This window comes from Burkholderia metallica (assembly GCF_902832845.1).
Classification (GTDB): domain Bacteria; phylum Pseudomonadota; class Gammaproteobacteria; order Burkholderiales; family Burkholderiaceae; genus Burkholderia; species Burkholderia metallica.
The window spans coordinates 110,310-134,256 of the sequence record NZ_CADFDB010000008.1; the positions used below are offsets into that span (position 1 = coordinate 110,310).

21 protein-coding genes are annotated in these 23,947 nt (G+C 66.0%); 18 read left to right on the forward strand and 3 right to left on the reverse strand.

Features of this window, described 5'->3' with window-relative positions; genetic code table 11:
• Positions 1-100: 100 nt before the first annotated feature.
• Together HWX08_RS22110 and HWX08_RS22115 are read left to right on the forward strand one after the other, a co-directional pair.
• Positions 101-2,401, forward strand: a complete 2,301-nt coding sequence (locus HWX08_RS22110) for an NADP-dependent malic enzyme (protein ID WP_069259138.1) — start codon at positions 101-103, stop codon at positions 2,399-2,401.
• A 270-nt stretch (positions 2,402-2,671) separates the two neighbouring features.
• A complete protein-coding gene (locus HWX08_RS22115; RefSeq protein ID WP_069259139.1) occupies positions 2,672-3,640 on the forward strand; it encodes a hypothetical protein in 969 nt (322 codons plus the stop codon).
• Between the two features lie 40 nt (positions 3,641-3,680).
• Here HWX08_RS22115 and HWX08_RS22120 read toward each other — a convergent pair whose 3' ends face one another.
• Both HWX08_RS22120 and HWX08_RS22125 read right to left on the reverse strand, forming a co-directional pair.
• A complete protein-coding gene (locus HWX08_RS22120) occupies positions 3,681-5,375 on the reverse strand; it encodes an NfrA family protein (RefSeq protein WP_174921570.1) in 1,695 nt (564 codons plus the stop codon).
• Entirely contained in the window at positions 5,372-7,330 is a 1,959-nt protein-coding gene (locus HWX08_RS22125) for a glycosyl transferase family protein (RefSeq protein WP_226263132.1), read from the reverse strand. Before HWX08_RS22125 ends, HWX08_RS22120 begins: the two co-directional genes overlap by 4 nt.
• A gap of 938 nt (positions 7,331-8,268) precedes the next feature.
• Between HWX08_RS22125 and HWX08_RS22130 the strand changes: the two genes are divergently transcribed.
• From HWX08_RS22130 to HWX08_RS22155, 6 genes are all read left to right on the forward strand, one after another.
• Positions 8,269-8,565, forward strand: coding sequence for a hypothetical protein (locus HWX08_RS22130; RefSeq protein WP_174921571.1), 297 nt, complete (start codon positions 8,269-8,271; stop codon positions 8,563-8,565).
• Positions 8,566-8,577: 12 nt separating this feature from the next.
• Positions 8,578-10,221: a DUF2334 domain-containing protein gene (locus HWX08_RS22135; RefSeq protein ID WP_069259142.1), complete on the forward strand. Its 1,644-nt coding sequence runs from the start codon at positions 8,578-8,580 to the stop codon at positions 10,219-10,221.
• A gap of 108 nt (positions 10,222-10,329) precedes the next feature.
• A complete protein-coding gene (locus HWX08_RS22140) occupies positions 10,330-11,298 on the forward strand; it encodes an alpha-amylase family protein (RefSeq protein ID WP_174921572.1) in 969 nt (322 codons plus the stop codon).
• A gap of 190 nt (positions 11,299-11,488) precedes the next feature.
• Positions 11,489-12,688, forward strand: a complete 1,200-nt coding sequence (locus tag HWX08_RS22145) for an aminotransferase-like domain-containing protein (protein WP_174921573.1) — start codon at positions 11,489-11,491, stop codon at positions 12,686-12,688.
• Between the two features lie 12 nt (positions 12,689-12,700).
• Positions 12,701-12,901: a hypothetical protein gene (locus HWX08_RS22150; RefSeq protein ID WP_174921574.1), complete on the forward strand. Its 201-nt coding sequence runs from the start codon at positions 12,701-12,703 to the stop codon at positions 12,899-12,901.
• Between the two features lie 96 nt (positions 12,902-12,997).
• Positions 12,998-13,594: a pyridoxamine 5'-phosphate oxidase family protein gene (locus tag HWX08_RS22155; RefSeq protein WP_069259146.1), complete on the forward strand. Its 597-nt coding sequence runs from the start codon at positions 12,998-13,000 to the stop codon at positions 13,592-13,594.
• A gap of 16 nt (positions 13,595-13,610) precedes the next feature.
• Here HWX08_RS22155 and gcvA read toward each other — a convergent pair whose 3' ends face one another.
• Entirely contained in the window at positions 13,611-14,504 is an 894-nt protein-coding gene (gene gcvA, locus HWX08_RS22160; RefSeq protein WP_069259147.1) for a transcriptional regulator GcvA, read from the reverse strand.
• A gap of 134 nt (positions 14,505-14,638) precedes the next feature.
• Here gcvA and HWX08_RS22165 point away from each other — a divergent pair, with 134 nt between their 5' ends.
• The 10 genes from HWX08_RS22165 (at position 14,639) to HWX08_RS22210 (ending at position 23,815) form a co-directional block, all read left to right on the forward strand.
• On the forward strand, positions 14,639-15,343 hold the full coding sequence (locus HWX08_RS22165; protein WP_174921575.1) for an SDR family oxidoreductase: 705 nt from the start codon (positions 14,639-14,641) through the stop codon (positions 15,341-15,343).
• A gap of 203 nt (positions 15,344-15,546) precedes the next feature.
• A complete protein-coding gene (locus HWX08_RS22170; RefSeq protein ID WP_174921576.1) occupies positions 15,547-16,824 on the forward strand; it encodes an epoxide hydrolase family protein in 1,278 nt (425 codons plus the stop codon).
• A gap of 391 nt (positions 16,825-17,215) precedes the next feature.
• Positions 17,216-18,259, forward strand: a complete 1,044-nt coding sequence (locus HWX08_RS22175; RefSeq protein WP_174921577.1) for an alpha/beta fold hydrolase — start codon at positions 17,216-17,218, stop codon at positions 18,257-18,259.
• Positions 18,259-18,801 carry a cytochrome P460 family protein gene (locus HWX08_RS22180; RefSeq protein WP_174921578.1) on the forward strand — a complete coding sequence of 181 codons (543 nt, stop codon included), beginning with the start codon at positions 18,259-18,261 and terminating at the stop codon, positions 18,799-18,801. The genes HWX08_RS22175 and HWX08_RS22180 overlap by 1 nt, the downstream gene beginning before the upstream one ends.
• Positions 18,802-19,086: 285 nt before the next feature.
• On the forward strand, positions 19,087-19,413 hold the full coding sequence (locus HWX08_RS22185; RefSeq protein WP_174921579.1) for a DUF4148 domain-containing protein: 327 nt from the start codon (positions 19,087-19,089) through the stop codon (positions 19,411-19,413).
• An 84-nt stretch (positions 19,414-19,497) separates the two neighbouring features.
• Positions 19,498-20,289, forward strand: a complete 792-nt coding sequence (locus HWX08_RS22190; RefSeq protein WP_174921580.1) for an alpha/beta fold hydrolase — start codon at positions 19,498-19,500, stop codon at positions 20,287-20,289.
• A gap of 76 nt (positions 20,290-20,365) precedes the next feature.
• Positions 20,366-21,766, forward strand: coding sequence for an amidase family protein (locus tag HWX08_RS22195; protein ID WP_069259152.1), 1,401 nt, complete (start codon positions 20,366-20,368; stop codon positions 21,764-21,766).
• A gap of 374 nt (positions 21,767-22,140) precedes the next feature.
• The gene (locus tag HWX08_RS22200) at positions 22,141-22,611 is read left to right on the forward strand and encodes a rhodanese-like domain-containing protein (protein ID WP_069259153.1); all 471 of its coding nucleotides are present in this window, start codon (positions 22,141-22,143) and stop codon (positions 22,609-22,611) included.
• 32 nt (positions 22,612-22,643) lie between these two features.
• Positions 22,644-23,585 (forward strand): serine O-acetyltransferase EpsC, encoded by a 942-nt coding sequence (gene epsC, locus HWX08_RS22205; protein WP_069259154.1) that lies wholly within the window; start codon positions 22,644-22,646, stop codon positions 23,583-23,585.
• Between the two features lie 8 nt (positions 23,586-23,593).
• Complete coding sequence (locus HWX08_RS22210) at positions 23,594-23,815, forward strand: helix-turn-helix domain-containing protein (protein WP_069259155.1); 222 nt, start codon at positions 23,594-23,596, stop codon at positions 23,813-23,815.
• Positions 23,816-23,947: the final 132 nt, after the last annotated feature.

Here is a 23,947-nt window from a genome sequence, read left to right on the forward strand (position 1 = left end):
CCGATATTAAAACAGAATCATCACCTTATGGCAGATCCCTAGAATCCCCTTCATGGATCGCGCCGGGACTGGCCTGGCGCCCGTGCCCGGATCGAAAAACATGAAACAGACTGAGACACAGCAGCAGGCAGCGTTCGACTATCACGAATTTCCGACCCCGGGAAAGATCTCGGTCGTCGCGAGCAAGCCGCTCGTGACCCAGCGCGATCTCGCGCTGGCCTATACGCCGGGCGTGGCGGGCGTGTGCGAGGCCATCGCCGCCGATCCGCTGCAGGCGCACCGTTTCACGAGCCGCGGCAATCTGGTGGGCGTGATCACGAACGGCACGGCGGTGCTGGGCCTGGGCAACATCGGCCCGCTCGCATCCAAGCCGGTGATGGAAGGCAAGGCCGTGCTGTTCAAGAAGTTCGCGGGGATCGACGTCTTCGACATCGAGATCAACGAAACCGATCCGGACAAGCTGGTCGACATCATCGCGGGCCTTGAGCCGACCTTCGGCGGCATTAACCTCGAGGACATCAAGGCGCCCGAATGCTTCACGGTCGAGCAGAAGCTGCGCGAGCGCATGAAGATTCCCGTCTTCCATGACGATCAGCACGGCACCGCGATCACCGTGGCCGCCGCGTTCATCAACGGGCTGAAGGTCGTCGGCAAGTCGATTTCCGAAGTGAAGGTCGTGACCTCGGGGGCCGGCGCGGCCGCGCTGGCCTGTCTGGACCTGCTGGTCGATCTCGGGCTGCCGGTCGAAAACGTGTGGGTGACCGATATCGAAGGCGTCGTCTACCGCGGCCGCACCGTGCTGATGGACCCGGCGAAGGCGCGCTTCGCGCAGGAAACCGATGCGCGCAAGCTGTCCGAAGTGATCGGCGGCGCGGACGTGTTCCTGGGGCTGTCGGTCGGCGGCATCCTGAGCGCCGACATGCTGAAGGCGATGGCGCCGCGCCCGCTGATTCTCGCGCTGGCCAATCCCACGCCGGAAATCTTCCCGGAACTGGCGCATGCGACGCGCGACGACGTCGTGATCGCGACCGGCCGCTCCGACTACCCGAACCAGGTCAACAACGTCCTCTGTTTCCCGTACATCTTCCGCGGCGCGCTGGACGTGGGCGCGACGACGATCACCCGTGAAATGGAGATCGCCGCGGTTCACGCGATCGCGGGGCTCGCCGAGGAAGAGCAGAACGAAGTCGTCGCGGCCGCCTACGGCGAGTACGGCGTGGCGTTCGGCGCGCAATACCTGATTCCGAAGCCGTTCGACCCGCGCCTGATCGTCCGTATCGCGCCGGCCGTCGCCAGGGCGGCGATGGAAGGCGGCGTCGCGACGCGCCCGCTGACCGATCTCGACGCGTACGTCGAGCAACTGCAGCAATTCGTCTACCATTCCGGCGCGTTCATGAAGCCGCTGTTCGCGACGGCGCGCCGGCTCGTGCGCGACGGCGGCAGGGCGCGGATCGTCTTTACCGAAGGCGAGGACGAGCGCGTGCTTCGCGCGGTGCAGGTGATCGTCGACGAGAAGCTGGCGCGCCCGATCCTGGTCGGGCGCCCGGAGGTGCTGCTCGCGCGCATCGAGCGGTTCGGCCTGCGGATCCGGCTCGGTCAGGATGTCGAAGTGACCAATCCCGAATATGACGAGCGGTTCCCGCAATACTGGGCGACGTACTGGGAGCTGCGTTGCCGCGACGGCATCTCGAAGGAGATGGCGCGGGTCGAGATGCGGCGCCGGCTGACGCTGATCGGCGCGATGATGGTGCGGCTCGGCGACGCGGACGGGATGATTTGCGGGACGGTGGGCGAGTACCACAACCACCTGCGGTTCGTCGACGAGGTGATCGGCAAGAAGCCGGGTGCGTCGACCTATGCGGCGATGAACATCCTGCTGCTCGATCAGCGCACGGTCGCGCTGGTCGATACGCACGTCAACGACAATCCCGATGCGGAGCAGATCGCGGAATTCACGATTGCCGCCGCGCGCCAGATGGAATGGCTGAACCTGACGCCGAAGGCGGCCCTGCTGTCGCGGTCGAACTTCGGCTCGGGGAGTGCGGCGTCGGGCGTGAAGATGCGCCGGGCGCTGGAGATCATCCGGGAGCAGGCGCCGGATATCGAGGCGGACGGCGAAATGCACGGCGACTGCGCGCTCGACGAGGGCCTGCGGTTGCGGCTTCTGCCGATGTCGCCGCTCAAGGGCGCGGCGAACCTGCTCGTTTGCCCGAACGTGGATGCGGGGAACATCGCGTACAACCTGCTCAAGACCGAGGCCGGCAGCAACGTGGCGGTGGGGCCGTTCCTGCTGGGCGTGAATGCGCCGGTGAACATCCTCACGTCGAGCGCGACGGTGCGGCGGATCGTGAACATGACCGCGTTGACGGTGATCGAGGCGAATCGCAACGCGTCTGCCTGAGCAGGCACCGGGAGGGGGTGACGCCTCCCAGTCATGCACCGCGTAGTGGTATCCCCGTAGGGCAGGTTCCGCTGCGCGGTCGCTCGATCCGATGCTGCCGTGCATTTAATCAGTATCGCGTAACAATGGCCGATGTATGGCGCCCGGCGCGTCGTACCCGGCAACAATCCCAACCATCTTTTAGGGCTCGCCACTTTCGCTATCGTCAGATAATTAGCTTTTATTTTCGTCTAAAATCGCGCTTCTTCTTACTTTTGGACGATATTTGTTTTGATTAAGCTGACGAAAAAACTCTCGCGCACGGCGATCGCCGCATGCGTTGCTTATGCCGGGCTCCTGCCTTTATCCCGGCCCGCCGAAGCCCAGGTCGAACCGCTGAAGAATCCCGTCTACGGTGTGACCCTCGACGATCTGACGAAGCTGGACGCGATCGTCGCGTCGCTGCAGAACCTGCCGTACAAGCCCACCGTGCGCGTCGTGTTCGATCCGGGTACGTCGGCCGCCGACTACTACGCACCGCTGCTGCGCCTCCACGCCGTCGCCTACGTGATGGGCGAAGTCTACGATTCTTACTATTTCCCGACGGATCTCGCGACGTATCAGGCCAGAACGCAGGAACTGGTGTCGCAGTTGAAGAACACCGTCGACGTCTGGGAGATCGCGAACGAAATCAACGGCGAATGGCTGCGCAAGAACCCGAGCGGCACGAACGCCGTGGTCAACGCGCAAGAGCAGCAGATCGGCCAGATGGTTGCGGCGGCCAACCAGATCGTCAAATCGAACGGCGGCAAGACGGCCATCACGCTGTACTACAACGACGACAGCAAGGGCAACAACTGCTGGGAGAAGCCGCAGGACTACTGGAAGACGTGGCCCACCGCGTTCCTGTCCGCGACGGTCCGCCAGCAGGCCGACTACGCGCTGTTCAGCTACTACCCGTATCAGGATTGCACGGGGCTGAATCCGACGTGGAAGAACGATTTCGCGGCGCTGGAAAGCATCTTCCCGAACGCGAAGGTCGGTTTCGGTGAAATCGGCACGTCGGACACCTCCGCGCCGGCATCGGTGCAGCAGAACCTGATCAAGACGTACTACCCGATGGTCGGCAGCATGAACGATCCGCGTTTCATCGGCGGATTCTTCTGGTGGAACTACGTCGAGCAGATGCTCCCGTATTCGACGAGCGCGTACTTCCAGCTGTTGCGTCAGACGATCATCACGCTCAAGGCACCCAACTAAGCGGCAAGCGCCCTTCGCGAGCCAGCGTCAGCGTCGCCTGTTAGAACCACAATGTCGCGCGTACCACGAGACCTCGTGCGCGTGCCGCTGACGTCAGCCCGAACCGGTATTGCACCGTGACATCCAGATAGCTTGCCGGCGCGCTATAGCGGCCCTCGCGAAACCAGTACCGAAACTGGATACCGGGCCCGGCGCCGATCGCCGTCTTCTCCGGCTGTCGATTGTCGTGATCGCCGGCCACCGCGGCATGCGGGTAGACCGTCAGCCGATCGCTGATCATCGGCACCCGCCACGTGTGCCCGTAACGCAGCTCCGAATAAATGATGTACCGGCCCGCGCTGATGAAGTACGCGCCCTCGACGTACGCCTGCCAGCTGCGCCAGCTCGGTTCGGTCACCCGCAGGTCGGTCCCGCCTTCCGACGAATAGCCGATACGCATCAGCCAGTCCGTCATCGACAGGGTGCCGACGTGGAACAGCCGCTCGGCGGTCAGCACGACGTTCTGATCGGGCAGCGGCTTGTAGCGCGCGCCCACCGACCCCTGCACGGTCGGCATGCCGGTCACGTTGCCCGTGCCGTCGTAGGCCGTGCCGTATCCGCGTACGAAGAACTGGAAGATGCGGCCGTTCTGATAGCCGATCTTCGGCGGCTGCCAGTACACCTCGATACCCGGCTGCAACACGCTGATGGTGCCTTGCGGGCCGAACGCGGCCGACTGGTACGGCGCGCTCAGCACGAACCCCCAGGTGCGCTGAAGCTGCTCGACTTCCCGCCGATAGCCGAACTTGTGCTGCGCATCGAAGGTGTGTTCGTTTTCATCGGCGTCGAGGCTGTGTTCGAACAGGTCGATGGACTCGTCGTTCAACCCGATCCGCTTGGCCGCGTAGCCCGCGTCGGCGTAGTTCATCGCGTTGCCTGCGCCGCCCGCGAATCCTTCCCGGAATGCGTCGAGCGCCTCGCGATCCTTGTGGTCGCGCAGCAGGTCGTACGCGTCCTGCAATTTCTGTTGCGCGGCATTGTCCGCCGGCGCCTGGGCGGCCTGGTCTTCCTGCCGCGCCTGCGCGGCGATCGACGCGGCCATGTTGCGCTCGCCTTCGGTCGTCGCATCGGCGGCGGCCAGATCGGCCATGCGGATCGCGGTATCGCGGTCGCCTGCCTGCAGGCTCAACTGCGCGATACGCAACTGCACGACGGCCGATTTCTCGTCGGCCAGCGGCGCCAGCGCCATCCCGGCCTCGTGCGGACGATTCGCCGCGAGCGCGCTGTCCGACCACGCGAGACGCAGGTTGCGCTGCTGATCCTTGCTCCATTTTCCGATGGCGACGGCAGCCGCGAAATCGCTGCACGCGACGTCGTAGTGCATCTGACGCTGCGCCAGATAGCCATGCTGCGCGCGTACCGCCGCACTCTTCGGAAAACGAACGACCAGCGCTTCCACCAGGGCGTCCGCTTCGTCGACTTTCCCTTCCCGGTGATACACGTCGACGAGCAGCAGCCCGAGCTGTTCGCTACCGGGCTGAAGCCTGATCGCGCGCGACGCATACGTTTCCGCGAGCGGCAGGTCGCCGGCATTGATCGCCTTGTACGCGCTGTCGGCGAGCCGGTAGGCTTTGGGCGTCAGCGGCGCGGCGGCGGAAGCCGGCGCATGCCAGGCCAGCGCCACCGCGATCGCCAGCGCGCTCAACCGTGCGCGGCGCTTGAGGCCGGCCGCGATCGGGGGTCTCGTCTGCTTCATGCCTGTTCTCCCGACGGTGTTCTCACGGGCGCGTCCTGTTGCGCCGCCGGGTCGCCGTCGCGTGCGCGTGCGATTTCGACGAAGCGGGAGTGCCGGGCGAGTTCGGCGGCAATTTCCGCGTCGCTCGCGATGAAGTAGGCCACGTTCGACCGCGCGCCCCGGCGCATGACGTCCTGTTCGTCCGGCGTGAGCGGCCGCCCGACCGCCACGTTCAGCGTGCCGTCCTCCGCGGTCGAAAACGGGACGGCGCGATACGCGTACTGCAGCTCGAATGCGAGCGAATCCGCGAAGTGGCCCACCGCGACGTTGCCGAGACTCACGCGCGGCAGCTCGGCCTGTTCGGCGATCGCATCCGCGAGCGATTCGGCGGATATCGCGCAGTCTTCCAGCAGCAGTTCACCCAGCCGCTTGCCGCAGGCCAGTTGCTTCTCGAGGCTGGCCTGCAATTGCTCCAGCGTGACCACGCCCCAGTCGACCAGAATCTCGCCGACTTTCTGGCGCATCTTCCCGAGCGCTTCGTTCGACAGATAGGTATGACTGGTCTTGTCCCATGCGATGGGCTTGCCGGTCGCCAGATGGCGGATATAGATGCGCCACGCGCGGCAAACCGCGTAGAAATTGATCAGGTTGTTGACGAACATCCGCGGAATCGACAGCAGCCCCTGGGTCGGGCCGTTCAGCCTGCTGACGAAATGAAAGCGCTGGGCGGCGCGCGCGAACAGCATCGCGGTGTTGATCCACAGCAGCGGCGCGACCCAGTCGCCGGCCATGACGAGCGGGGCGTGCACCGGGATCAGATGGCCGGCGCGCTGCAGCGCGCCGAGCAACAGGAAGTTGATCAGCACGCCGTACGCGACGACCGAAAACAGCGAGGTCAGGATGCCCTTGCGATCGTGGAAGAACAGGTAGCGGGTGAGCAGGTTGCCTTTCCATCCGAGTTGCTCCCAGCCCTGAAACGCAATGCCGAGGATCCAGCGCGTGCGCTGACGGTATGCAGTCCGGAACGTTTTCGGAAAATACTCGCACGTGGCGAGCAGGTTCCGGTTCGCGGCGCCGCCCGGTGCGCGCTTCTCCGCCGCGTCGCGCGTGAACCCCGACAACGGAATGCACGCGAAGGTTTCCTTCATCCCGAGGTCTCTCAGCCGGAAGCTGAAGTCGTAGTCCTCGGTCAGCGAACTGGTGTTGAACGGCGCGCCGTTGCGCTCCTTCATCGCCGCTTCGATCGAGCGCCTGCTGTAGCACGATGCGACGCCCGCGCCCGGGACGATGCCGGTCAGCCGGGCGCGCACCGGCACGTCCTTCTGGTGCGTCTCGCTGAAGTCGTCCAGATAGCATCCGGCGACGAACTCGTTCCATTTCCGCGGCAACGACAGCACGGGAAGCTGGACCAGGTCGCTGTCCGCGACCGCATGGTTGAGGTACTTGAGTTCGACCGGATGAATGACGTCCTCGCAGTCGTGCATCACGACACCCGCGAACTGGATGTGATGGACCGATTCGTAGCGCAGGATCGCTTCGATGATCCAGTTCAGGCAGTCGGCCTTGCAAGTCGGCCCGTCGTTCATCACCGTCGCGCGCGTGACGCGGCCCGGATACCTTCGGACCATCCGCTCGACCTCGGCCGTGGTTTCGGCATCGTTGTGATAAGTGCCGACGAATATCACGTACCGCTCGTACTCGAGAGTCGTCAGGGTGTTCTCGATCATCCTGGCGATCACGTCGTATTCCTTCCATGCCGGCACCATCAGCGCCAGATGGCGCTCTTCGAGCGCGCGCAGCATGCCGATATCGATCGTTTGCGATTTTTCGCGGCGAAGGATGCGCCGGATTTCGAAGGACCAGTAACAGGCGTCCAGCGTGAGGTCATCCAGTGTGCTCACCAGGATGACGAGTGCGGTCACGATGGCGACAAGGTTGAGCGCATATAAATATGAACTCCAAATCATGTGATCCATCATTCTTTCCGCGCTTTTGTCTCGTACCGGATTGTTTCCCCTCGTATCGACGCAGGACGAAACGCTTTTCGTCCTCGTCGCCCCCGTCACGTCCACTTCGTGGCTTGCGCCGCGCGAATGCCGGCCGACCGGACGAGCGCCGTATGGGACGCGCGCTGCCTCGATGTGGCCTCGTTACGTCGCGAACGACGTGACGTATTCAGTGGGTGACTTTTCGACCGCCTGTTTCCCGCGTGCTTGCGTCGACGCTTGCGTCCGCTCTGCGCGCGGCGCGCGCCTCGCGGCACACTGCAGATGTAGCAAGTCGTGCGCCATCGCTGCGCGACCCTTGGCCTTGCGGGGTGTGCGAGGTGCCGCACAGGATCGGCTCGCCGAATGCCGATCAAACGTTTCAGTGCTGAAACATGCGGTCGCTCGAGCGAGCGACACGGCGTTCTCAGGCCCTTTGCCGGGCGGTGATCGCCACCTTCTGCACGCGTCATGCAACGCCTGCGGAGACCTGATGAACGGTTCGGTATCGAACCGGCAACACTGTGTGTCGGTCCCGCATTGCGCATGCATAGCAACCGCGGCGAGTGCCGCTTCGCGATTCGACGATGCGCGCTAATCGAATGGTTTTCCCCGAATCGTACGAACAGGTTTTTTACGTTCGTCCGATTTAATTCGCGACGCGGCTGCGTTGCACGTCTGAAACGTTTTATCGACGCATTTCCGAACCGTGTAGATACGCCGATTTCCCCGCCTTGGCGCTATGCCCGTTTGCGACGGATGGTACGGTTCTAGCTTGAAAGTCCAACCATCCCCGGCCGGATTTGTTCGTCCGGGTTCGAACGCGCAGCAGACATTCACGACATGACGCCCCGTAATCCGGATGGCGTTCGGCCGTGCCCGTTTCGTTAACGAGATGACCTTATTTTGCTTATCAAAGGATGAAAATCATGCCTTCGCATCGCAAACAATTTTTCGGGAACGGGTTGCGTACCGCCGGATCGCTCGCCGCATTGATCACTGCGCTCGTCTTCACTGTCGGCGTTCAGGACGCACATGCGCAGCAGACGGGCGATGCGCCTGCCCTGAAGATCAAACCGCCGCCGCTACCGAACGGCTCGGCCCAGGTCAACCTGAAAGCAGGCATGTCCGACGAGGATTGGGAAAAAGCGTACAAGGAAACGGGCCGTCCGAAGTTCAGCAAGAAGTCGGTCAAGAAGTTAAACGGCAATGTGGAACGTGAGTAGGGAGAAACGGCCATGAAAAAGATCTTGCTCGTCATCGCCCTGCTTGCGGGACTCGCGCAAATGACATTGCCGGGTACCGCGCACGCGCAGGCCACCACCGCCCATACGCTCGTGCTCTACGACAATCCGGCCAACGACCCGTATTCGAAGCTGGGCCTGATGTACAGCATCATGCTGAGAAACCTGCTCGGCCACTTCAACGCGACGATCGATCTGGTGCCGATCCAGAACTACACGTCCGGCATGGTCGGGAGCCACGACGTGACGTTCTATGTCGGCGACTACTACAACAACCCGATTCCGACGGCGTTCATGACCGACGTGATGACCACCAAGAAGACGGTGGTCTGGTTCAAGTACAACCTGTGGCAGCTGGCCTGGAACACGGCCTACACGTTCAACCAGACCTTCGGGTTCAGCTTCGTGAGCCTCGCCGGGATGAACGCGACGCCGTCGTCGAGCAATCCGAATCCCGGCTTCTACGATACGGTCACTTACAAGAACCTGCCGATGGTCAAGTATTACGCGTACAACGCGTCGACCGGCGTGATCAGCGCGGATCCGGATATCGGCGTGACGCAGGTCCTCGATTCCACCAAGGCGCAGGCGCTCGTCACCATCAAGAACAGCAAGACCGGCGCAACCGCGCCGTACGTCATGCGCTCGGGCAATTTCTGGTACTTCGCCGACGTGCCGTTTTCCTACATCGGGCCGACGGATCGCTACCTGGTGATCTGCGACATCCTGCACGACATCCTGCAGACCAATGCGCCGGTGAATCATCGTGCGCTCGTGCGTCTCGAAGACCTCGACGCGTACACGACGACGAGTTCGATGCAACTGCTGACGAACTACATGTACTCGAAGCGGATCCCGTTCACGATGGCCACGATTCCGTTGTATACGGACCCGAACGGCTATTACAACGGCGGCGTGCCGGAGACGATTCATCTGGCGCAGGCAACCGGCCTCAAGAGTGCGCTGAACTACGCGCTTGCACGCGGCGGCTCGATCGTGATGCACGGTTATACGCACCAGTACGATTCGACGCCGAACCTGCTGAATGCGGTCAGCGGGAGCGACTACGAGTTCTGGTTCGCGGTGCAGAACCGGCCGGTCGACGAGGACTCGATCCCGTGGGCGGAAGGCCGGATGGCCGATGGCCTGCTGGAGTTCACGACCAACGGCTACAAGGTCGTCGGCTGGGCCGCGCCGCAGTACCAGATGTCGCCGGCCGCATCGTCGGCGACGGCGCTCACGTTCCCGACCACGTTCCAGCGGGCCGTGTACTACACGTCGACCAATCCGCAACTCGGAACGGGTGCCGCGAACCAGGATTTTTCGGCCGGGCAGTTTTTCCCGTACATCATCAACGCCGATTACTACGGACAGCGGATCGTTCCGGAGAACCTGGGCAGCGTGCAGTACAACATCTGCAACGTCGACAAATTCTCGTGCATCACGTACACGTGGCAGCAGATCGTGACCAATGCCAAGTATGGTCTGGCGGTGCGGGACGGTTTCGCGTCGTTCTTCTTTCATCCGTACTGGCTCGAGCCCGATCTCGGATTGCCGGCGTATCAGGACTTCCAGAGCATGATTACCGGCATTACGAATCTCGGCTACAAGTGGGTGGACGGCGCGACCGCCAAGTGAGCCCGGCGTAACGGCAGCTGCGTGCGACCCGTATCGGCAATGCGGGTCGCATGTTTTTGCGTTCGATCGGCTACGATGACGCGCAGGCATGCTTCCCGCGAGCGAGCGATGACCCCGTATGCGATCCCGGTGTTGCGCAGGATTCGCCAGCGTATGCGCCGGTTTCGGCGCGCGACGCGGCCCGGCCCGTTCGCCGGCGCGCCGCGTTCGCCCCGCGCGGCGACGCTCGCGGCGATCGGCGCGTCGCTCGTCGTGGCCGCCTGTAGCTGGACCGCGCACGACGTGCACGCGGACGGGATCGTCTGGCAGGTGGACAACGCGACCACCCGTCCGGTCGGCAACTGGCAGATCCTCGGTGTCAGCGATCTGCTGATTCAATGGATCGCGGTCGACGATACCGCGTACGTCGCGAATACCCGCATCCAGCCTGCCGCGCACCTGCCCGACTGGGAACGTATCGGCCGTGAGCCGTGGGCCCGGAACGTGATCCTCGGCCTCGCCGGCTACCAGGACGAAAAACGCGCGCGCACCCATCTGTCGACGCTCGCCGACCAGTCGCTGGAAGTGGCGCGCGCATCGCTCCCGCTGCACGTCACCGGCTACTACTTCCCGGTCGAGATCGATCCGACCTGGCAGGATGCGCCGAAGCTTGCCGCGGTGCTGCAGCGGCTGCCGCGTCCGCTGTGGGTGAGCGTGTACGACCAGACCAATATCGGCGGAAAGGCGCTCGCCGACTGGCTCGCCGCGTGGCTGCCGTCGGACGTCGGCGTGTTCTTCCAGGACGGCTGCGGCGTGTATGCCCGCGAGCCGTATGTCGCGCGCAGCTACGTCGACGAACTGGCTGCAAGACTGGGCAAACGCCGCGTGCGGGTCATCGCCGAAGCATTCCGGCCCGCCGAGCGGGGCGGGTTCCGTTCCGCCAGCGCCGACGAGTTGAGCAGGCAACTGGTCGCGTATCGCGGCTATCCGGTCTATCTGTTCGACGGTCCGCACTATGTGTCCGACGACCTCGCACGCGCGCTGTCGACGTGGAAGCCGGGGCCGCCGCCGGCCGCGCCCGCGGTGACGCCGCACTGATCCGGCCGGATGCCGCCCCGGCGCGATGTGATGACCAAACCGCAAGACCTAGTGCATAGATATCGTTTGCCGCGGCCTTAATGACTATCGACAATCGTGGCTCGATTTCGCCGCCGTCGCGCCAGAAGCGCCGCGGCGGCCGGCATCGGGCGGCTATCCCGGCCGTCCGCGCCCTCCAGCTCACGACGACATGTACGCGTTCACTCCCTCATTCCAGAATCCCGCCGGCTCGCCGATCCGCGAACTGTTCAAGTACCTGTCCGAACCGGGCATGATTTCCTTTGCGGGCGGCTATCCGGCCAGCGACCTGTTCGACGTCGACGGCCTGGACGCGGCCGCCGCGCGCGCGTACGCGCAGCCCGTACGCTGCCTGCAATACGGCCCGACCGACGGCCTCGCCGACCTGAAGCAGCAACTGATCGCGCTGATGGCGCGTCGCGGCGTGGCGTGCACGGCGGCCGAACTGCTCGTCACGACCGGGTCGCAACAGGGCCTCGATCTGCTGCTGCGCGTGATGGTGTCGCCCGGCGACGTCGTGCTCACCGAGCAGCCTGCTTATCCGGCGACGCTGCAGGCGATGCGTCTGCAGCAGGCGCGCATCGTGACGATTCCGGTCGACGGCGCTGGGCTCGACGTCGATCGTCTCGGCGAACAGCTCGCATCCGGCGCGATCGCGCAGCCGAAGCTGCTCTATACGGTGCCGACCTTCGCGAACCCGACGGGCGCGACGCTTACGCGCGAGCGTCGGCTGAAGCTGCTGCGTCTCGCGGTGCAGTACCGTTTCCTGATCGTCGAGGACGATCCGTACGGCGACCTGCGTTTCGCGGGCGAGCCCGTGCCGTCGATGCTGGCGCTCGCCGATCAGGTCGACGGCGCGCGCGACTGGATCGTGCATTTCGCGAGCCTGTCGAAGATCGTCGCACCGGGGCTGCGCGTGGGCTGGACGATCGCGCCGGCCGAGATCGCACGGCGCTGCGTGATCGCGAAGCAGACGGTCGATCTGTGCAGCACGCCGTGGACGCAGGCGACCGCCGCCGAATATCTGGCCGACGGCGCGCTCGAACGCCATTTGCCGCGCATCGCGGCCGCATACCGGCGCAAATGCGATGCGATGTGCGACGCGCTGCGCGACGGCCTCGGCGACGCGATCGAATTCCATCGCCCGGAAGGCGGGATGTTCGTGTGGGCACGCATCGGCGCGGTGTCGTCGGACGTGCTGCTGCAACAGGCGATCGCGAACAAGGTCGTGTTCGTGCCCGGCAAAGCGTTCTTCGCGGACAACGTCGACGCGGCGTCGCTGCGCCTGTCGTTCGCCGCGCCGGACGTCGACGCGATCCGGGAAGGCGTCGCGCGTCTCGTGCGCGCGCATGGTGCGGCGCTCGTTGCGTGAGGAAACCTCGACATGAACTTCACCGTCAACGACACCGTATCGACCGGCGCCGCGCCGGGCGCGGGCGATAGCCGGCCGGTGGCGCACCGGTCGTCGCAGATCAGCGCGGGGCCGCAGTACGTGGCCGACGTGCTCGGCCGCTTCGGCGCGGAGCCGGCGGCCGATGCCGCCGATGCCGGCGAGGCCGCGCCGGTCGTGCTCGGCTACAACTGAGCGGCATGCCAATACGGCGGCGGCATCGCATGCGCGCCGCCGCCGACGCAAACGGGTAAGCTTGCGCGATCGACCCACGCGCGATTGCCGCCCTTTATGTCCGACCCGACTTCCGAATCGCTCACGCAAACGTACGACCGCGCGTGGTCGTGCCTCGAATCCGGCGTGAGCGCCCAGCGCTCGCCGTTCACGATGCTGCAGGCCGCAACGCTCGGCGTCGACGGTGCGCCGAAGGTTCGCACGATCGTATTGCGTCACGCGAGCCGTGCCGAGCGCATGCTGTCGTTTCATACCGATGCACGGTCGGAGAAAGTCGCCGAGCTGCGTCGCGATCCGCGCATCGCGCTCGTCGCGAGCGATCTCGATGCGCTCGTGCAGATTCGCGTGGAAGGCGTTGCATCGATCTGCGACGACGACGCGCAACGGCGCGCGGTCTGGCAATCGAGCCGTCCGCATACGCTGCTGCTGTATCGTGCGCCGTTGCCGCCCGGTACGCGGGTCGACTCGCCCGAGGCCGCGCATCTCCCGACGAGTCAGGATTCGACGCCGGCCGCCGACGGCTATGACAACTTCTGCGTGATTCACGTGAGCGTGACGCGCATCGACTGGCTCGAACTCGCGCGCGCCGGCCATCGCCGCGCGGTGTTCGACTTGCATGCGGGCGGCTGCGAAAGCCGCTGGATCGCGCCCTGACGCCGCCGACGTCCGCTCAAGCCCGCCTGTCCGACGCCGCCTGCATGGCCATCCACTCGCGCATCACGACGATCGCATCGTCGTCGCGCCGCTCGGCCGGATACACGAGATAGAACCCCACCGACAGCGGAAACGCGAAATCGAACGGCTTGCACAGCCGGCCGGCCGCGATGTCGCGCTCGACGAGCGGATCGGTGGCGAGCGCGATGCCCTGGCCGGCGACGGCCGCATCGATCGCGAGCGACGTCTGGTTGAAGCGCAGCCCCTTGTGCGGATCGACGTCGACGGGCTCCGGCATTGCGGCGAGGAACTCGGGCCACAGATCGTGCGCGTCGTGCAGCAGCACGTGGCCCGCGAGCGCGTGCGGCGACGCGGGCTCGGCCAGCAGCGCGGGGCTGCAGACCGCGCATACGTCGAGCGGGAACAGCGCATGCGCGACGAGGTGCTTGCCGAACGGCGGCTTGCCGTAGCGGATCGCGAGATCGACGCCGTCGTGGCGGAACGTCGCGATCTGCGGGTCGGCGATCACGCGCACGTCGTAGTCGGGATGCGCATCGGTGAACTGCGCGAGCCGCGGGATCAGCCACTTCGACGCGAACGACGGCGTCGTGCTGATCGTCAGCGCGGCGCGCCGCTTCACGAGCTTGTCGGTTGCGTCGGCGATCGCGTGCAGCGCACGCTGCACGTCGGAGAAATACGCGGCGCCGTCGTGGGTCAGCGCGAGGCCGCGCGGCAGGCGCTCGAACAGCTTCAGGCCGAGCACGTCCTCGAGGTGGCGCACCTGCTGCGCGACGGCGCCCTGCGTGACGCCGATCTCGTCGGCCGCGGCGCGGAAATTGAGGTGCCGCGCGGACACTTCGAACGCGCGAAGGGCATTCAGCGGCGGCAGGCGGGACGGGCGGGGCGGCATCTTGAGGCTGTAGAAAAACTATCGTCTGGCGGCAGAAATACTGGTTCGACAGGGTTGAGGGATGCGCCTACATTACCACCATGGCGCGCCGAATGGCGGCTGCGCGGCGGCAGGATTCGAACGAGGAGCACATCGTGACTGTAGAAAAAGTAGCGTTGATCACGGCGGCGGGCAAGGGCATGGGCGCGGCGATCGCGCGCGAACTGGCGGCGACCGGCTACCGCGTCGCGCTGATGTCGCCGTCGGGCAGCGCGGTGGCGCTCGGCGACGAACTGGGCGGTTTCGGCATCAAGGGTTCGGTGACGGAAGAAGCCGATATCGAGCGTCTGGTGCGGGAAACGGTCGCGCGCTACGGGCGCATCGATGCGGTGGTCAACAACACCGGGCATCCGCCGAAGGGCGAGCTGCTGGCGATCACCGACGAGAACTGGCATGCGGGGCTCGACCTGATCCTGCTGAACGTGGTGCGCGTGATGCGCCGCGTGACGCCGATCTTCCAGAAGCAGGGCGGCGGCGCGGTGGTCAACATCTCGAGCTTCGCGGCGGACGCGCCCGAGCGGCCGATGCCCGTTTCGTCGGCGCTGCGCGCGGCGCTGAGCGCGTGGACGCGTCTTTACGCGGAACGCTACGCGGCCGAGAACATCCGGATGAACGCGGTGCTGCCGGGCTTCATCGACAGCTGGCCGGAAACGCCGGAGATCGTCGCGCGCATTCCGGCCGGCCGCTTCGGCAAGACGGGCGAGATCGCGAAGACGGTCGCGTTTCTGCTGTCCGACGGCGCGGGCTACATCACCGGGCAGAACATTCGCGTCGACGGCGCGATCGTCAACGGGCTCTGAGCGTCATACCGGCGCGCGAGCGGCGGCGGGGGCCGCCCGCGCGCGGTGCAGCAGCTACAAGCGCGTACAAATCAGACAAATCCGGGATACATCAGACCTTTCAAATGGGCGACGCCGCGTGACGAGGGCGCGCCGGATCGAAAGCCTGGGCGCGATCCCGCCCGCGGCATCTCACTTTCCACTTCACGAAAGGATGCCGAACGATGTCTTCCACACCGTTTTCCCCGATGCGCCGCCACCTGCTGGCCACTTCCGTGGCCGCCGGAGTCTCGGCGATGCTGCCCACCGCGCTGCATGCGGCGACCGGCGCGAGCGGCATACGCCCGTTCACCGCGCACATTCCCGACGAGGCCGTGATCGACCTGCGCCGCCATATTGCCGCGACGCGCTGGCCGGGCCGCGAAACCGTGGCCGATGAATCGCAGGGCGTGCGGCTCGCACGCATGCAGGCGCTGCTGCGCTACTGGGGCACCGACTACGACTGGCGCAAGGGCGAGGCGCGCCTGAACGGCTTCCCGATGTTCATTACCGAGATCGACGGGCTCGACATTCATTTCATTCACGTGCGCTCGCGGCACGAGAACGCGATGCCGATGATCATGACGCACGGCTGGCCCGGTTCGGTCTTCGAGCTGCTGAAGGCGATCGGCCCGCTGACGGACCCGACCGCGCACGGCGCGAGCGCGGACGATGCATTCCACGTGGTCGTGCCGTCGCTGCCGGGCTTCGGTTTCTCGGGCCGGCCGACGAAGCCGGGCTGGGGCTCCGATCACGTCGCGCGGGCGTGGGGCGAGCTGATGGCGCGGCTCGGCTATACGCGCTTCGTGTCGCAGGGCGGCGATTGCGGCTCGGTGATCTCGCACCGGATGGCGATGCAGCGCGTGCAGGGCCTCGTCGGGATTCACGTGAACATGCCGGCGACGGTGCCGCCCGATATCGCGGCGCTGCTCCAGCTCGATGCCCCCGCACCGGCTTCGCTGTCGCCGAAGGAGAAGGCGGCGTACGAGAAGCTCGCGACGTTCTATCGCGACAACTGCGGCTACTCGGCGATGATGGTCACGCGGCCGCAGACGGTCGGCTACGCGCTTGCCGATTCGCCGTCGGGGCAGGCCGCGTGGATGTACGACAAGATCTCGCAATGGACGTACAGCGGCGGCGTGCCCGAGCGCTCGATTCCGCGCGACGAGATTCTCGACGACATCTCGCTGTACTGGCTGACGAACACCGCGACGTCGGCCGCGCAGATCTACTGGGAAGATCACTCGAACAACTTCAATGCGGCGGATATCTCGTTGCCGGCGGCGATCACGGTGTTTCCGGGCGAGATCTACCAGGCGCCGCGCAGTTGGGCCGAGCGTTGTTATCACAACCTGATCTATTTCAACGAAGTCGACAAGGGCGGGCACTTCGCGGCATGGGAAGAGCCGGAACTGTTCGCGCGTGAAGTGCGTGCCGGGTTCCGGCCGTTGCGGCGCGCGTAAGCGAAGCGGGTTGCATGACGAATGCGGGCCGACGTGGCTGCACGGCTGCGCGGCTCGTGTTCGTTGTCGCTTCACCGTCGACCCGACGCGCAGCCGGATCCATCACCTTCATACGCGGCGAGACGGCCGGCGTTTCTCCTCTCCCGTTCTACCCCACACGCCCCGCAACCGTCACGAAACGTCGTTTTCCCGTCGATTTTTGAATCGCTTTTTGTCGTGTTCGCACACAGATACGTTGCGATACAAAGCGTCCGGAGGGTTCGGATATAACACCGGTGAAGCGATTCACACGACAGCGCGGTGCGATGCGCGACGGCTGCGAACGCCGATACCCGATTGCCCGCACGTGCCGCGGGCCCCTTCCTTAGCGATCGACAATGGAGAACGAATCATGCCTGATACCGTGAATACCCGCCGCCGCCTGATCCTGGGCTCGACGCTGGCGAGCCTGAGCCTGGCCGACCTCGGCTTCAGCGCGCTCGCGCATGCGCAGTCGGCGCCTGATGCATCCGCCGGCAAGCGAGCGGCCGGCGTCGCATCGCTCGGCACGATCCACCAGATCGACGCGGGCGTGCTCAACGTCGGGTATGCCGATCTCGGGCCGAAGAACGGCCCCGTCGTGTTCCTGCTGCACGGCTGGCCGTACGACATCCACAGCTATGCGGAAGTCGCGCCGCTGCTCGTCGCGGCCGGGTATCGCGTGATCGTGCCGTACCTGCGCGGCTACGGCTCGACGACGTTCCGCTCGGCCGACACGGTGCGCAACGGCCAGCAGGCGGTGACGGCCGTCGACATCGTCGCGCTGATGGACGCGCTGAAGATCGATCGCGCGGTGTTCGGCGGCTACGACTGGGGCGCGCGCACAGCCGACATCATCGCGGCGCTGTGGCCGCAGCGCGTGAAGGCGCTGGTATCGGTGAGCGGCTACCTGATCGGCAGCCAGGCGGCGAACGCCACGCCGCTGCCGCCGCAGGCGGAATTCCAGTGGTGGTATCAGTTCTACTTCACGACCGAACGCGGCGAACTCGGCTACACGCAGAACCGCGATGCGTTCAACAAGCTGATCTGGCAGCTCGCGTCGCCGAAGTGGCAGTTCTCCGACGAAACCTTTGCGCGCACGGCCGCGTCGTTCCGGAATCCCGACCACGTGGCCGTCGTGATTCACAACTATCGCTGGCGCCTCGGGCTCGCGAAGGGGGAGGCGCAATACGACGACATCGAGCGGCGTCTGGCAGCCGGCCCCGCGATCACGGTGCCGACGATCACGATGGAAGGCGACGCGAACGGCGCACCGCATCCGGCGCCGGCCGCGTACGCGAAGAAGTTCACGGGCAAGTACCAGCACCGGACGATTTCCGGCGGTATCGGCCACAACTTGCCGCAGGAGGCGCCGCAGGCGTTCGCGGATGCGATCCTGCAAGTGGAGCATCTGTGATGCGGGTGCGCATCGAAGTGTGGCGGTGCGGTGCGCGCCGTGTGCTCGGCGCGGGCGTGCTGCTGGCCGGTGCGCTGGCGGCGAATGGCACGGTCGCATTCGCGGAACAGCCGAAGCCGGCCGCGGCCGCGTCACCGATCTACGGCGTGACGATTCCGCCCGGCTATCGCAAGTGGGAAATGGTCGCACCGGCCGAAGAGGCTGCGCCGCTCGACGAGCTGCGCGTGGTGCTCGGCAACCCCGTCGCGATCCGCGCGCTCGAACAGGCGACGTTGCCGTTCCCGGACGGCACGATCCTCGTGAAGCTCGCGTACAAGCGCAAGCAATCCGACGAGTTTCCTCCGGCGACGGTGCCTGGCCAGGCGACGACCGTGCAGGTGATGGTGAAGGACTCGCGCCGTTATGCGTCGACGGGCGGCTGGGGCTTCGGGCGTTTCGTCAACGGCGTGCCGGCCGATATCGGTCAGCATCGGACGTGCTTCGCGTGCCACGAGGCGCGGGTGAAGAACCGCGACTACGTGTTCACGCGGCTCGCGCCATGAGGTGATGCGACGTTGCGGTGTGAAGTGGAGCGGAAGGCGTGCCCGGCGAGGCACGCCTTTTTTCGTGGTGCGCACGGCGCGGCGGTGCGCATCGGCACGCGGGTTTGTATCGCACTGTATCTGCGGCCGCTTCTGAAAAACTGGCATGCAGAAAGCACCGGTTTCGGAAACATCGCAGATACGTGCGCGGGTTCTACTGTCGACATGCAGCAAACGTTCGATGCCAGACGATCTGGATCGGATGCCGAATGATCGACTGACCTGTTTCCTTCAAGGAGAACCCTCATGAAAGCCGCTCGAATCCTCGCCGTTGCCGTCCTCGCCGCCGTTCCCGCATTGTCGTTCGCCGATACCGGCCACGGCCTCACGCGTGCCGATGTGCGCGCCGAACTCGTCCGTCTGGAACAGGCCGGCTACAACCCGGCCCGCAGCGGCCCGCACTACCCGGACGACGTCGTCGCCGCGCTGCAGGTCGCACGCTCCGACCAGAACGGCCCGTCGAAGTCGCAGGACGACAACGTGGCCGATACGTCGACGCCTGACGGCCACCGCGATGCAGCCCGGTCGCGTTCCGCGCGCAACGCTGCCGACGACCTGTACGCGCATTCGTGATCCGGTACCGTGCCCGCTGTACGGAGGCGCGTATGTCGATACAGCACTTCATTTGAACAACATGAGATGGACAGGAGCATGACGATGGCCGGTTTGATGAAACGCGTTCTGGTATCCGCCGCGGTGATCGGCGGACTGTTTGGTACGGTCGCGGCGCAGGCCGCACCGAAGGAAGACCTGAAGGGCACCAACGTCGTGCTCGTGCACGGCGCGTTCGCCGACGGGTCGAGCTGGAACCGCGTGATTCCGCTGCTCGAGGCACGCGGGCTGCACGTGGTGGCGGTGCAGAATCCGCTCAGCTCGCTCGCCGACGATGCGGCCGCGACGAAGCGCACGATCGACGCGCAGAAGGGGCCGGTCGTGCTGGTCGGCCATTCGTGGGCCGGTGTCGTGATCAGCGAGGCGGGCAACGACGACAAGGTGAAGTCGCTCGTGTACGTCGCCGCGTTCGCGCCCGACAACGGCCAGTCGATCGCCGACGTCACGCAGGGGCTCCCGGCGCCCGCGTGGGCCGGCGAACTGCGCAAGGACACGGGCGGTTTCACGACGCTGTCGGACAAGGCGATCGCGCAGGATTTCGCGCCGGACCTGCCGTCCGCGCAGCAGCGCATCGTCGCGGCGACGCAAGGGCCGTGGTACGGTGGCTGCATCTCGGAGAAGGTCACGCAAGCCGCGTGGCATGCGAAGCCGTCGACGTTCGTCGTCACGACGCAGGACCGGATGATCGATCCGACGCTGCAGGAAGCGATGGCGAAGCGGATCGGCGCGACGGTCGCACGCGTGAACGGCAGCCACGTTGCGATGCTGAGCCAGCCGAAGGCCGTGGCCGATGCGATCATCGCGGCCGCCGAGCGCGCGAAGCAGGATACGCAGTGAGCGCATGCGGCGCCGTGCTTGCGTAAAGAAGCACGGCGCCGCGCGCGATTGTGATGTCTTTCCATCAGGAGCAGTCATGACGCAACTCTGGCAACTGTCGGCAACCGAGCTCGCGAAACGCGTGCGTCAGCGTGAAGTATCGGCGCGCGAAGTGGCGGATTCCGTGCTCGCTCGTCTCGATGCGGTGAATCCGGCGATCAACGCGGTGGTCGAGCATCGTCCCGACGACGTGCGGCGGCAGGCCGACGAAGTCGATCGCGCGATCGCGCGCGGAGACGATCCGGGGCCGCTCGCGGGCGTGCCCGTTACCGTGAAGATCAACATCGACCAGGCCGGTTTCGCGACGACCAACGGCACGCGCCTGCAGGAGACCCTGATCGCGCAAGCTGACAGCCCGGTGGTCGCCAACATCCGGAAGGCCGGCGGCGTGCTGCTCGGCCGCACCAATTCGCCGACGTTTGCATTGCGTTGGTTCACGTCGAATCTCGTGCATGGCCGCACGCGCAATCCGCGCAATGCGTCGCTGACGCCGGGCGGATCGAGTGGCGGCGCGGCGGCGGCCGTGGCGGCCGGGATCGGCCCGCTTGCGGTCGGCACCGACATCGGCGGCTCGGTGCGTTACCCGGCCTATGCGTGCGGCGTCCATGGGATCCGGCCGTCGCTCGGCCGCGTGCCTGCCTTCAACGCGTCGTCTCCCGAGCGCGCGATCGGCGCGCAGTTGATGTCGACGGCAGGCCCGATCGCGCGCACGATCGACGATCTGTCGCTCGCGCTGCGTGCGTTCGTCGCGCCTGATCCGCGCGATCCATGGAACGTGGCCGTGCCGTTCGACGGGCGCGAGGTGCCGAAGCGCGCGGCGCTGTGCGTGCGTCCGCGCGGCCTGGAGGTGGTGCCCGAGGTCGAGGCCGCGTTGCGCGACGCCGCGCGCCGGCTCGCCGATGCGGGCTGGACCGTCGACGAAATCGACGATACGCCGCCGATGCGCGAGGCCGCGCTGCTGCAGGAGCAATTGTGGCTAGGCGACGGTTTCGACGCGCTCGCGAACGCGGTCGACGCGGACGGCGATCCGGGCGCGGCCGCGGTGATCGCCGCGGTGCGCGGCAAGGTGCGCGATCTGCCGGCCGACGTGATCAGCCGCGCGCTGGTGCGACGCACGACGCTTACGCGGGAGTGGCGGTTGTTTCTCGACGAATACGCGGTGCTGCTGCTGCCGGTGTCGTCGGAACTGCCGTTTCCCGACGATCTCGACCGCCAGGGGCTGGCTGGGTTCGACCGCGTGTGGGAAGCGCAGCTCACGTTGCGCGCGCTGCCCGCGATGGGGCTGCCGGGGCTGGCCGTCACGACGTCCGTCGCGAATGGCGTGCCGGTGGGTGTGCAGGTGGTCGCCACGCATCACCGCGAGGATCTGTGCCTGCTCGCCGCGCGCGATATCGAAGCGCGTGGCGTGCAGGTCGTGGCGGTCGACCCGGTGGTGTGACGTACTGAAGAACATGTGCATCGGCGACGCTCGGTGGCTTCGTCGGTGCATGGCGTGATCCGTTCCATCCCTGATTCCATGACGACGCGCCGCATGCCGCGGCGATCGTCCTCATCCTTCCTTTCAACCCCCTTCGATGTACGACATCGAACGGCCCCCGTTCTCCCTTTCCATCCCGCCGGCGACCGCGCGCCGATAGCGCGCGTCTGCCATTGCATTCCCCGCGGCGCTGATTAGGAAATGAATTTTTATTGGTTCTGCTCGCTCCGCCGCACTCGCATAGTGGCGCTGACGGCTATAGACAGCACGCAAGCTGCAACGGCCGCGTTCCCGGTGTCTTTGTTCATACGAATCTGCGAAAACGAGGAAGTGTCATGACGGTTGCATTGGAAGAACGAACCGCCGCGCAACAGGCGCTCGAAGATGCGCGCGCGGCCGCGGCGTCGGCAGGCAAGCCCTATGCGGGCAGTGTCGCGCCGGAGACCGCGTGGGCGCTGTTCTCGTCCGGCGACGCGTTGCTGGTGGACGTGCGCACGGCCGAGGAACGGAAATTCGTGGGCCACGTGCCGGAGTCGCTGCATGTGCCGTGGGCGACCGGCACGAGCCTGACGCGCAACCCGCGCTTCGTGCGCGAACTGGAAGCGAAGACGGGCAAGGACGCGGTCGTGCTGCTGCTGTGCCGCAGCGGCAACCGCTCGGCGCAGGCGGCCGAGGCCGCGGCGAAGGGCGGTTTCACGCAGGTGTTCAACGTGCTCGAAGGATTCGAGGGCGACCTCGACGACCGGCAGCATCGCGGCGGCAGCAACGGCTGGCGCTTTCGCGGTCTGCCGTGGGCGCAGGACTGATTGATTCACGGCCGTTACGGGGAGAAAGCAGCATGGCCGCATTCGACATCGACGACATCGTTCAATCGCTGCAGACGGTGCGCCGCGCATGGCGCGAGAAGCAGCGGCGCTCGCTCGAACCGGGCGGGCGCGACCTGCCGGCGCGCGAGGCGCTCGCCCAGATCGTCGGCGCGCTGAAGGGCGTGCTGTTCCCGATGCGGCTCGGGCCGCCCGATCTGCGCCAGGAGAGCGAGAACCTGCACGTGGCACATGCGCTCGATGCGGCGCTGAATGCGCTGCTCGCGCAGGTGACGCTCGAGTTGCGCCATGCGGCGCGTCAGCGCCCTGCCGACGGCCCGCCGCCCGATCGCGTCGACGAAGTCGCATCGACGGCCGTGCAGGCATTCGCCGCGCGCCTGCCGGAGATACGCCGGCTGCTCGACAGCGACGTGCTGGCCGCGTTTCACGGCGATCCGGCGGCCGGCAGCGTCGACGAGGTGCTGCTGTGCTACCCGGGCATCCTCGCGATGATCCACCACCGGCTCGCGCACGAGCTGTACCGGCTCGGCCTGCCGCTGCTCGCGCGGATCATCGCCGAGCAGGCGCATGCGGAAACCGGCATCGACATTCATCCGGGCGCGCGCATCGGCGCGGGCTTCTTCATCGACCACGGCACCGGTGTGGTGATCGGCGAGACGGCGGTCATCGGCGAGCGCGTGCGCGTGTACCAGGCCGTCACGCTCGGCGCGAAGCGCTTCCCGCGCGACGCGGCCGGCCATCTGGAGAAAGGGCTCGCGCGCCACCCGATCGTCGAGGACGACGTGGTGATCTACGCGGGCGCGACGATCCTCGGCCGCGTGACGATCGGGCGCGGCGCGGTGATCGGCGGCAACGTGTGGCTCACGCAGGACGTGCCGGCCGGCGAAAACGTCACGCAGGCCGTGCTGCGCAGCGAGGCGAACGCCACGCCACGCGCGGCGGCGCGCGTCGCGTAGGAGGCACGATGAGCGAACTCATTCATCACTTCGGCGCCACCGTGCGCAAGCTGCGCGAAGCACGCACGTGGTCGCAGGAGCAGCTGGCCGAGCATGCGGGGCTGAACCGTTCGTACGTCGGCGAGATCGAGCGCGGCGAGGCGATCGCGTCGATCGTCACGGCCGACAAGATCGCGCGCGCGTTCGACGTGTCGATCTCGACGCTGCTGCCGGGCGCGTACGTCACCTAGGCCGCCCGCCTCGATTCCCGTTCGGATGCACGCGACATGACGGCTATAGCATGTTGAGCCGGCAGGGGCGTGCTTCCGATAATCACCCAGCGTCATAAGCAATCCCGTTTTTCATCTAAAGAACCCGGAGCC

What these genes read in the sequence shown, in the direction of transcription:
- HWX08_RS22110 (WP_069259138.1), top strand. Translation starts at nt 101, where the DNA reads ATGAAACAGACTGAGACACAGCAGCAGGCAGCGTTCGACTATCACGAA.
- HWX08_RS22120 (WP_174921570.1), bottom strand. Translation starts at nt 5,375, where the DNA reads ATGAAGCAGACGAGACCCCCGATCGCGGCCGGCCTCAAGCGCCGCGCA.
- HWX08_RS22125 (WP_226263132.1), bottom strand. Translation starts at nt 7,330, where the DNA reads ATGGATCACATGATTTGGAGTTCATATTTATATGCGCTCAACCTTGTC.
- HWX08_RS22130 (WP_174921571.1), top strand. Translation starts at nt 8,269, where the DNA reads ATGCCTTCGCATCGCAAACAATTTTTCGGGAACGGGTTGCGTACCGCC.
- HWX08_RS22135 (WP_069259142.1), top strand. Translation starts at nt 8,578, where the DNA reads ATGAAAAAGATCTTGCTCGTCATCGCCCTGCTTGCGGGACTCGCGCAA.
- HWX08_RS22140 (WP_174921572.1), top strand. Translation starts at nt 10,330, where the DNA reads ATGACCCCGTATGCGATCCCGGTGTTGCGCAGGATTCGCCAGCGTATG.
- HWX08_RS22145 (WP_174921573.1), top strand. Translation starts at nt 11,489, where the DNA reads ATGTACGCGTTCACTCCCTCATTCCAGAATCCCGCCGGCTCGCCGATC.
- HWX08_RS22150 (WP_174921574.1), top strand. Translation starts at nt 12,701, where the DNA reads ATGAACTTCACCGTCAACGACACCGTATCGACCGGCGCCGCGCCGGGC.
- HWX08_RS22155 (WP_069259146.1), top strand. Translation starts at nt 12,998, where the DNA reads ATGTCCGACCCGACTTCCGAATCGCTCACGCAAACGTACGACCGCGCG.
- gcvA (WP_069259147.1), bottom strand. Translation starts at nt 14,504, where the DNA reads ATGCCGCCCCGCCCGTCCCGCCTGCCGCCGCTGAATGCCCTTCGCGCG.
- HWX08_RS22170 (WP_174921576.1), top strand. Translation starts at nt 15,547, where the DNA reads ATGTCTTCCACACCGTTTTCCCCGATGCGCCGCCACCTGCTGGCCACT.
- HWX08_RS22175 (WP_174921577.1), top strand. Translation starts at nt 17,216, where the DNA reads ATGCCTGATACCGTGAATACCCGCCGCCGCCTGATCCTGGGCTCGACG.
- HWX08_RS22180 (WP_174921578.1), top strand. Translation starts at nt 18,259, where the DNA reads ATGCGGGTGCGCATCGAAGTGTGGCGGTGCGGTGCGCGCCGTGTGCTC.
- HWX08_RS22185 (WP_174921579.1), top strand. Translation starts at nt 19,087, where the DNA reads ATGAAAGCCGCTCGAATCCTCGCCGTTGCCGTCCTCGCCGCCGTTCCC.
- HWX08_RS22190 (WP_174921580.1), top strand. Translation starts at nt 19,498, where the DNA reads ATGGCCGGTTTGATGAAACGCGTTCTGGTATCCGCCGCGGTGATCGGC.
- HWX08_RS22195 (WP_069259152.1), top strand. Translation starts at nt 20,366, where the DNA reads ATGACGCAACTCTGGCAACTGTCGGCAACCGAGCTCGCGAAACGCGTG.
- HWX08_RS22200 (WP_069259153.1), top strand. Translation starts at nt 22,141, where the DNA reads ATGACGGTTGCATTGGAAGAACGAACCGCCGCGCAACAGGCGCTCGAA.
- epsC (WP_069259154.1), top strand. Translation starts at nt 22,644, where the DNA reads ATGGCCGCATTCGACATCGACGACATCGTTCAATCGCTGCAGACGGTG.
- HWX08_RS22210 (WP_069259155.1), top strand. Translation starts at nt 23,594, where the DNA reads ATGAGCGAACTCATTCATCACTTCGGCGCCACCGTGCGCAAGCTGCGC.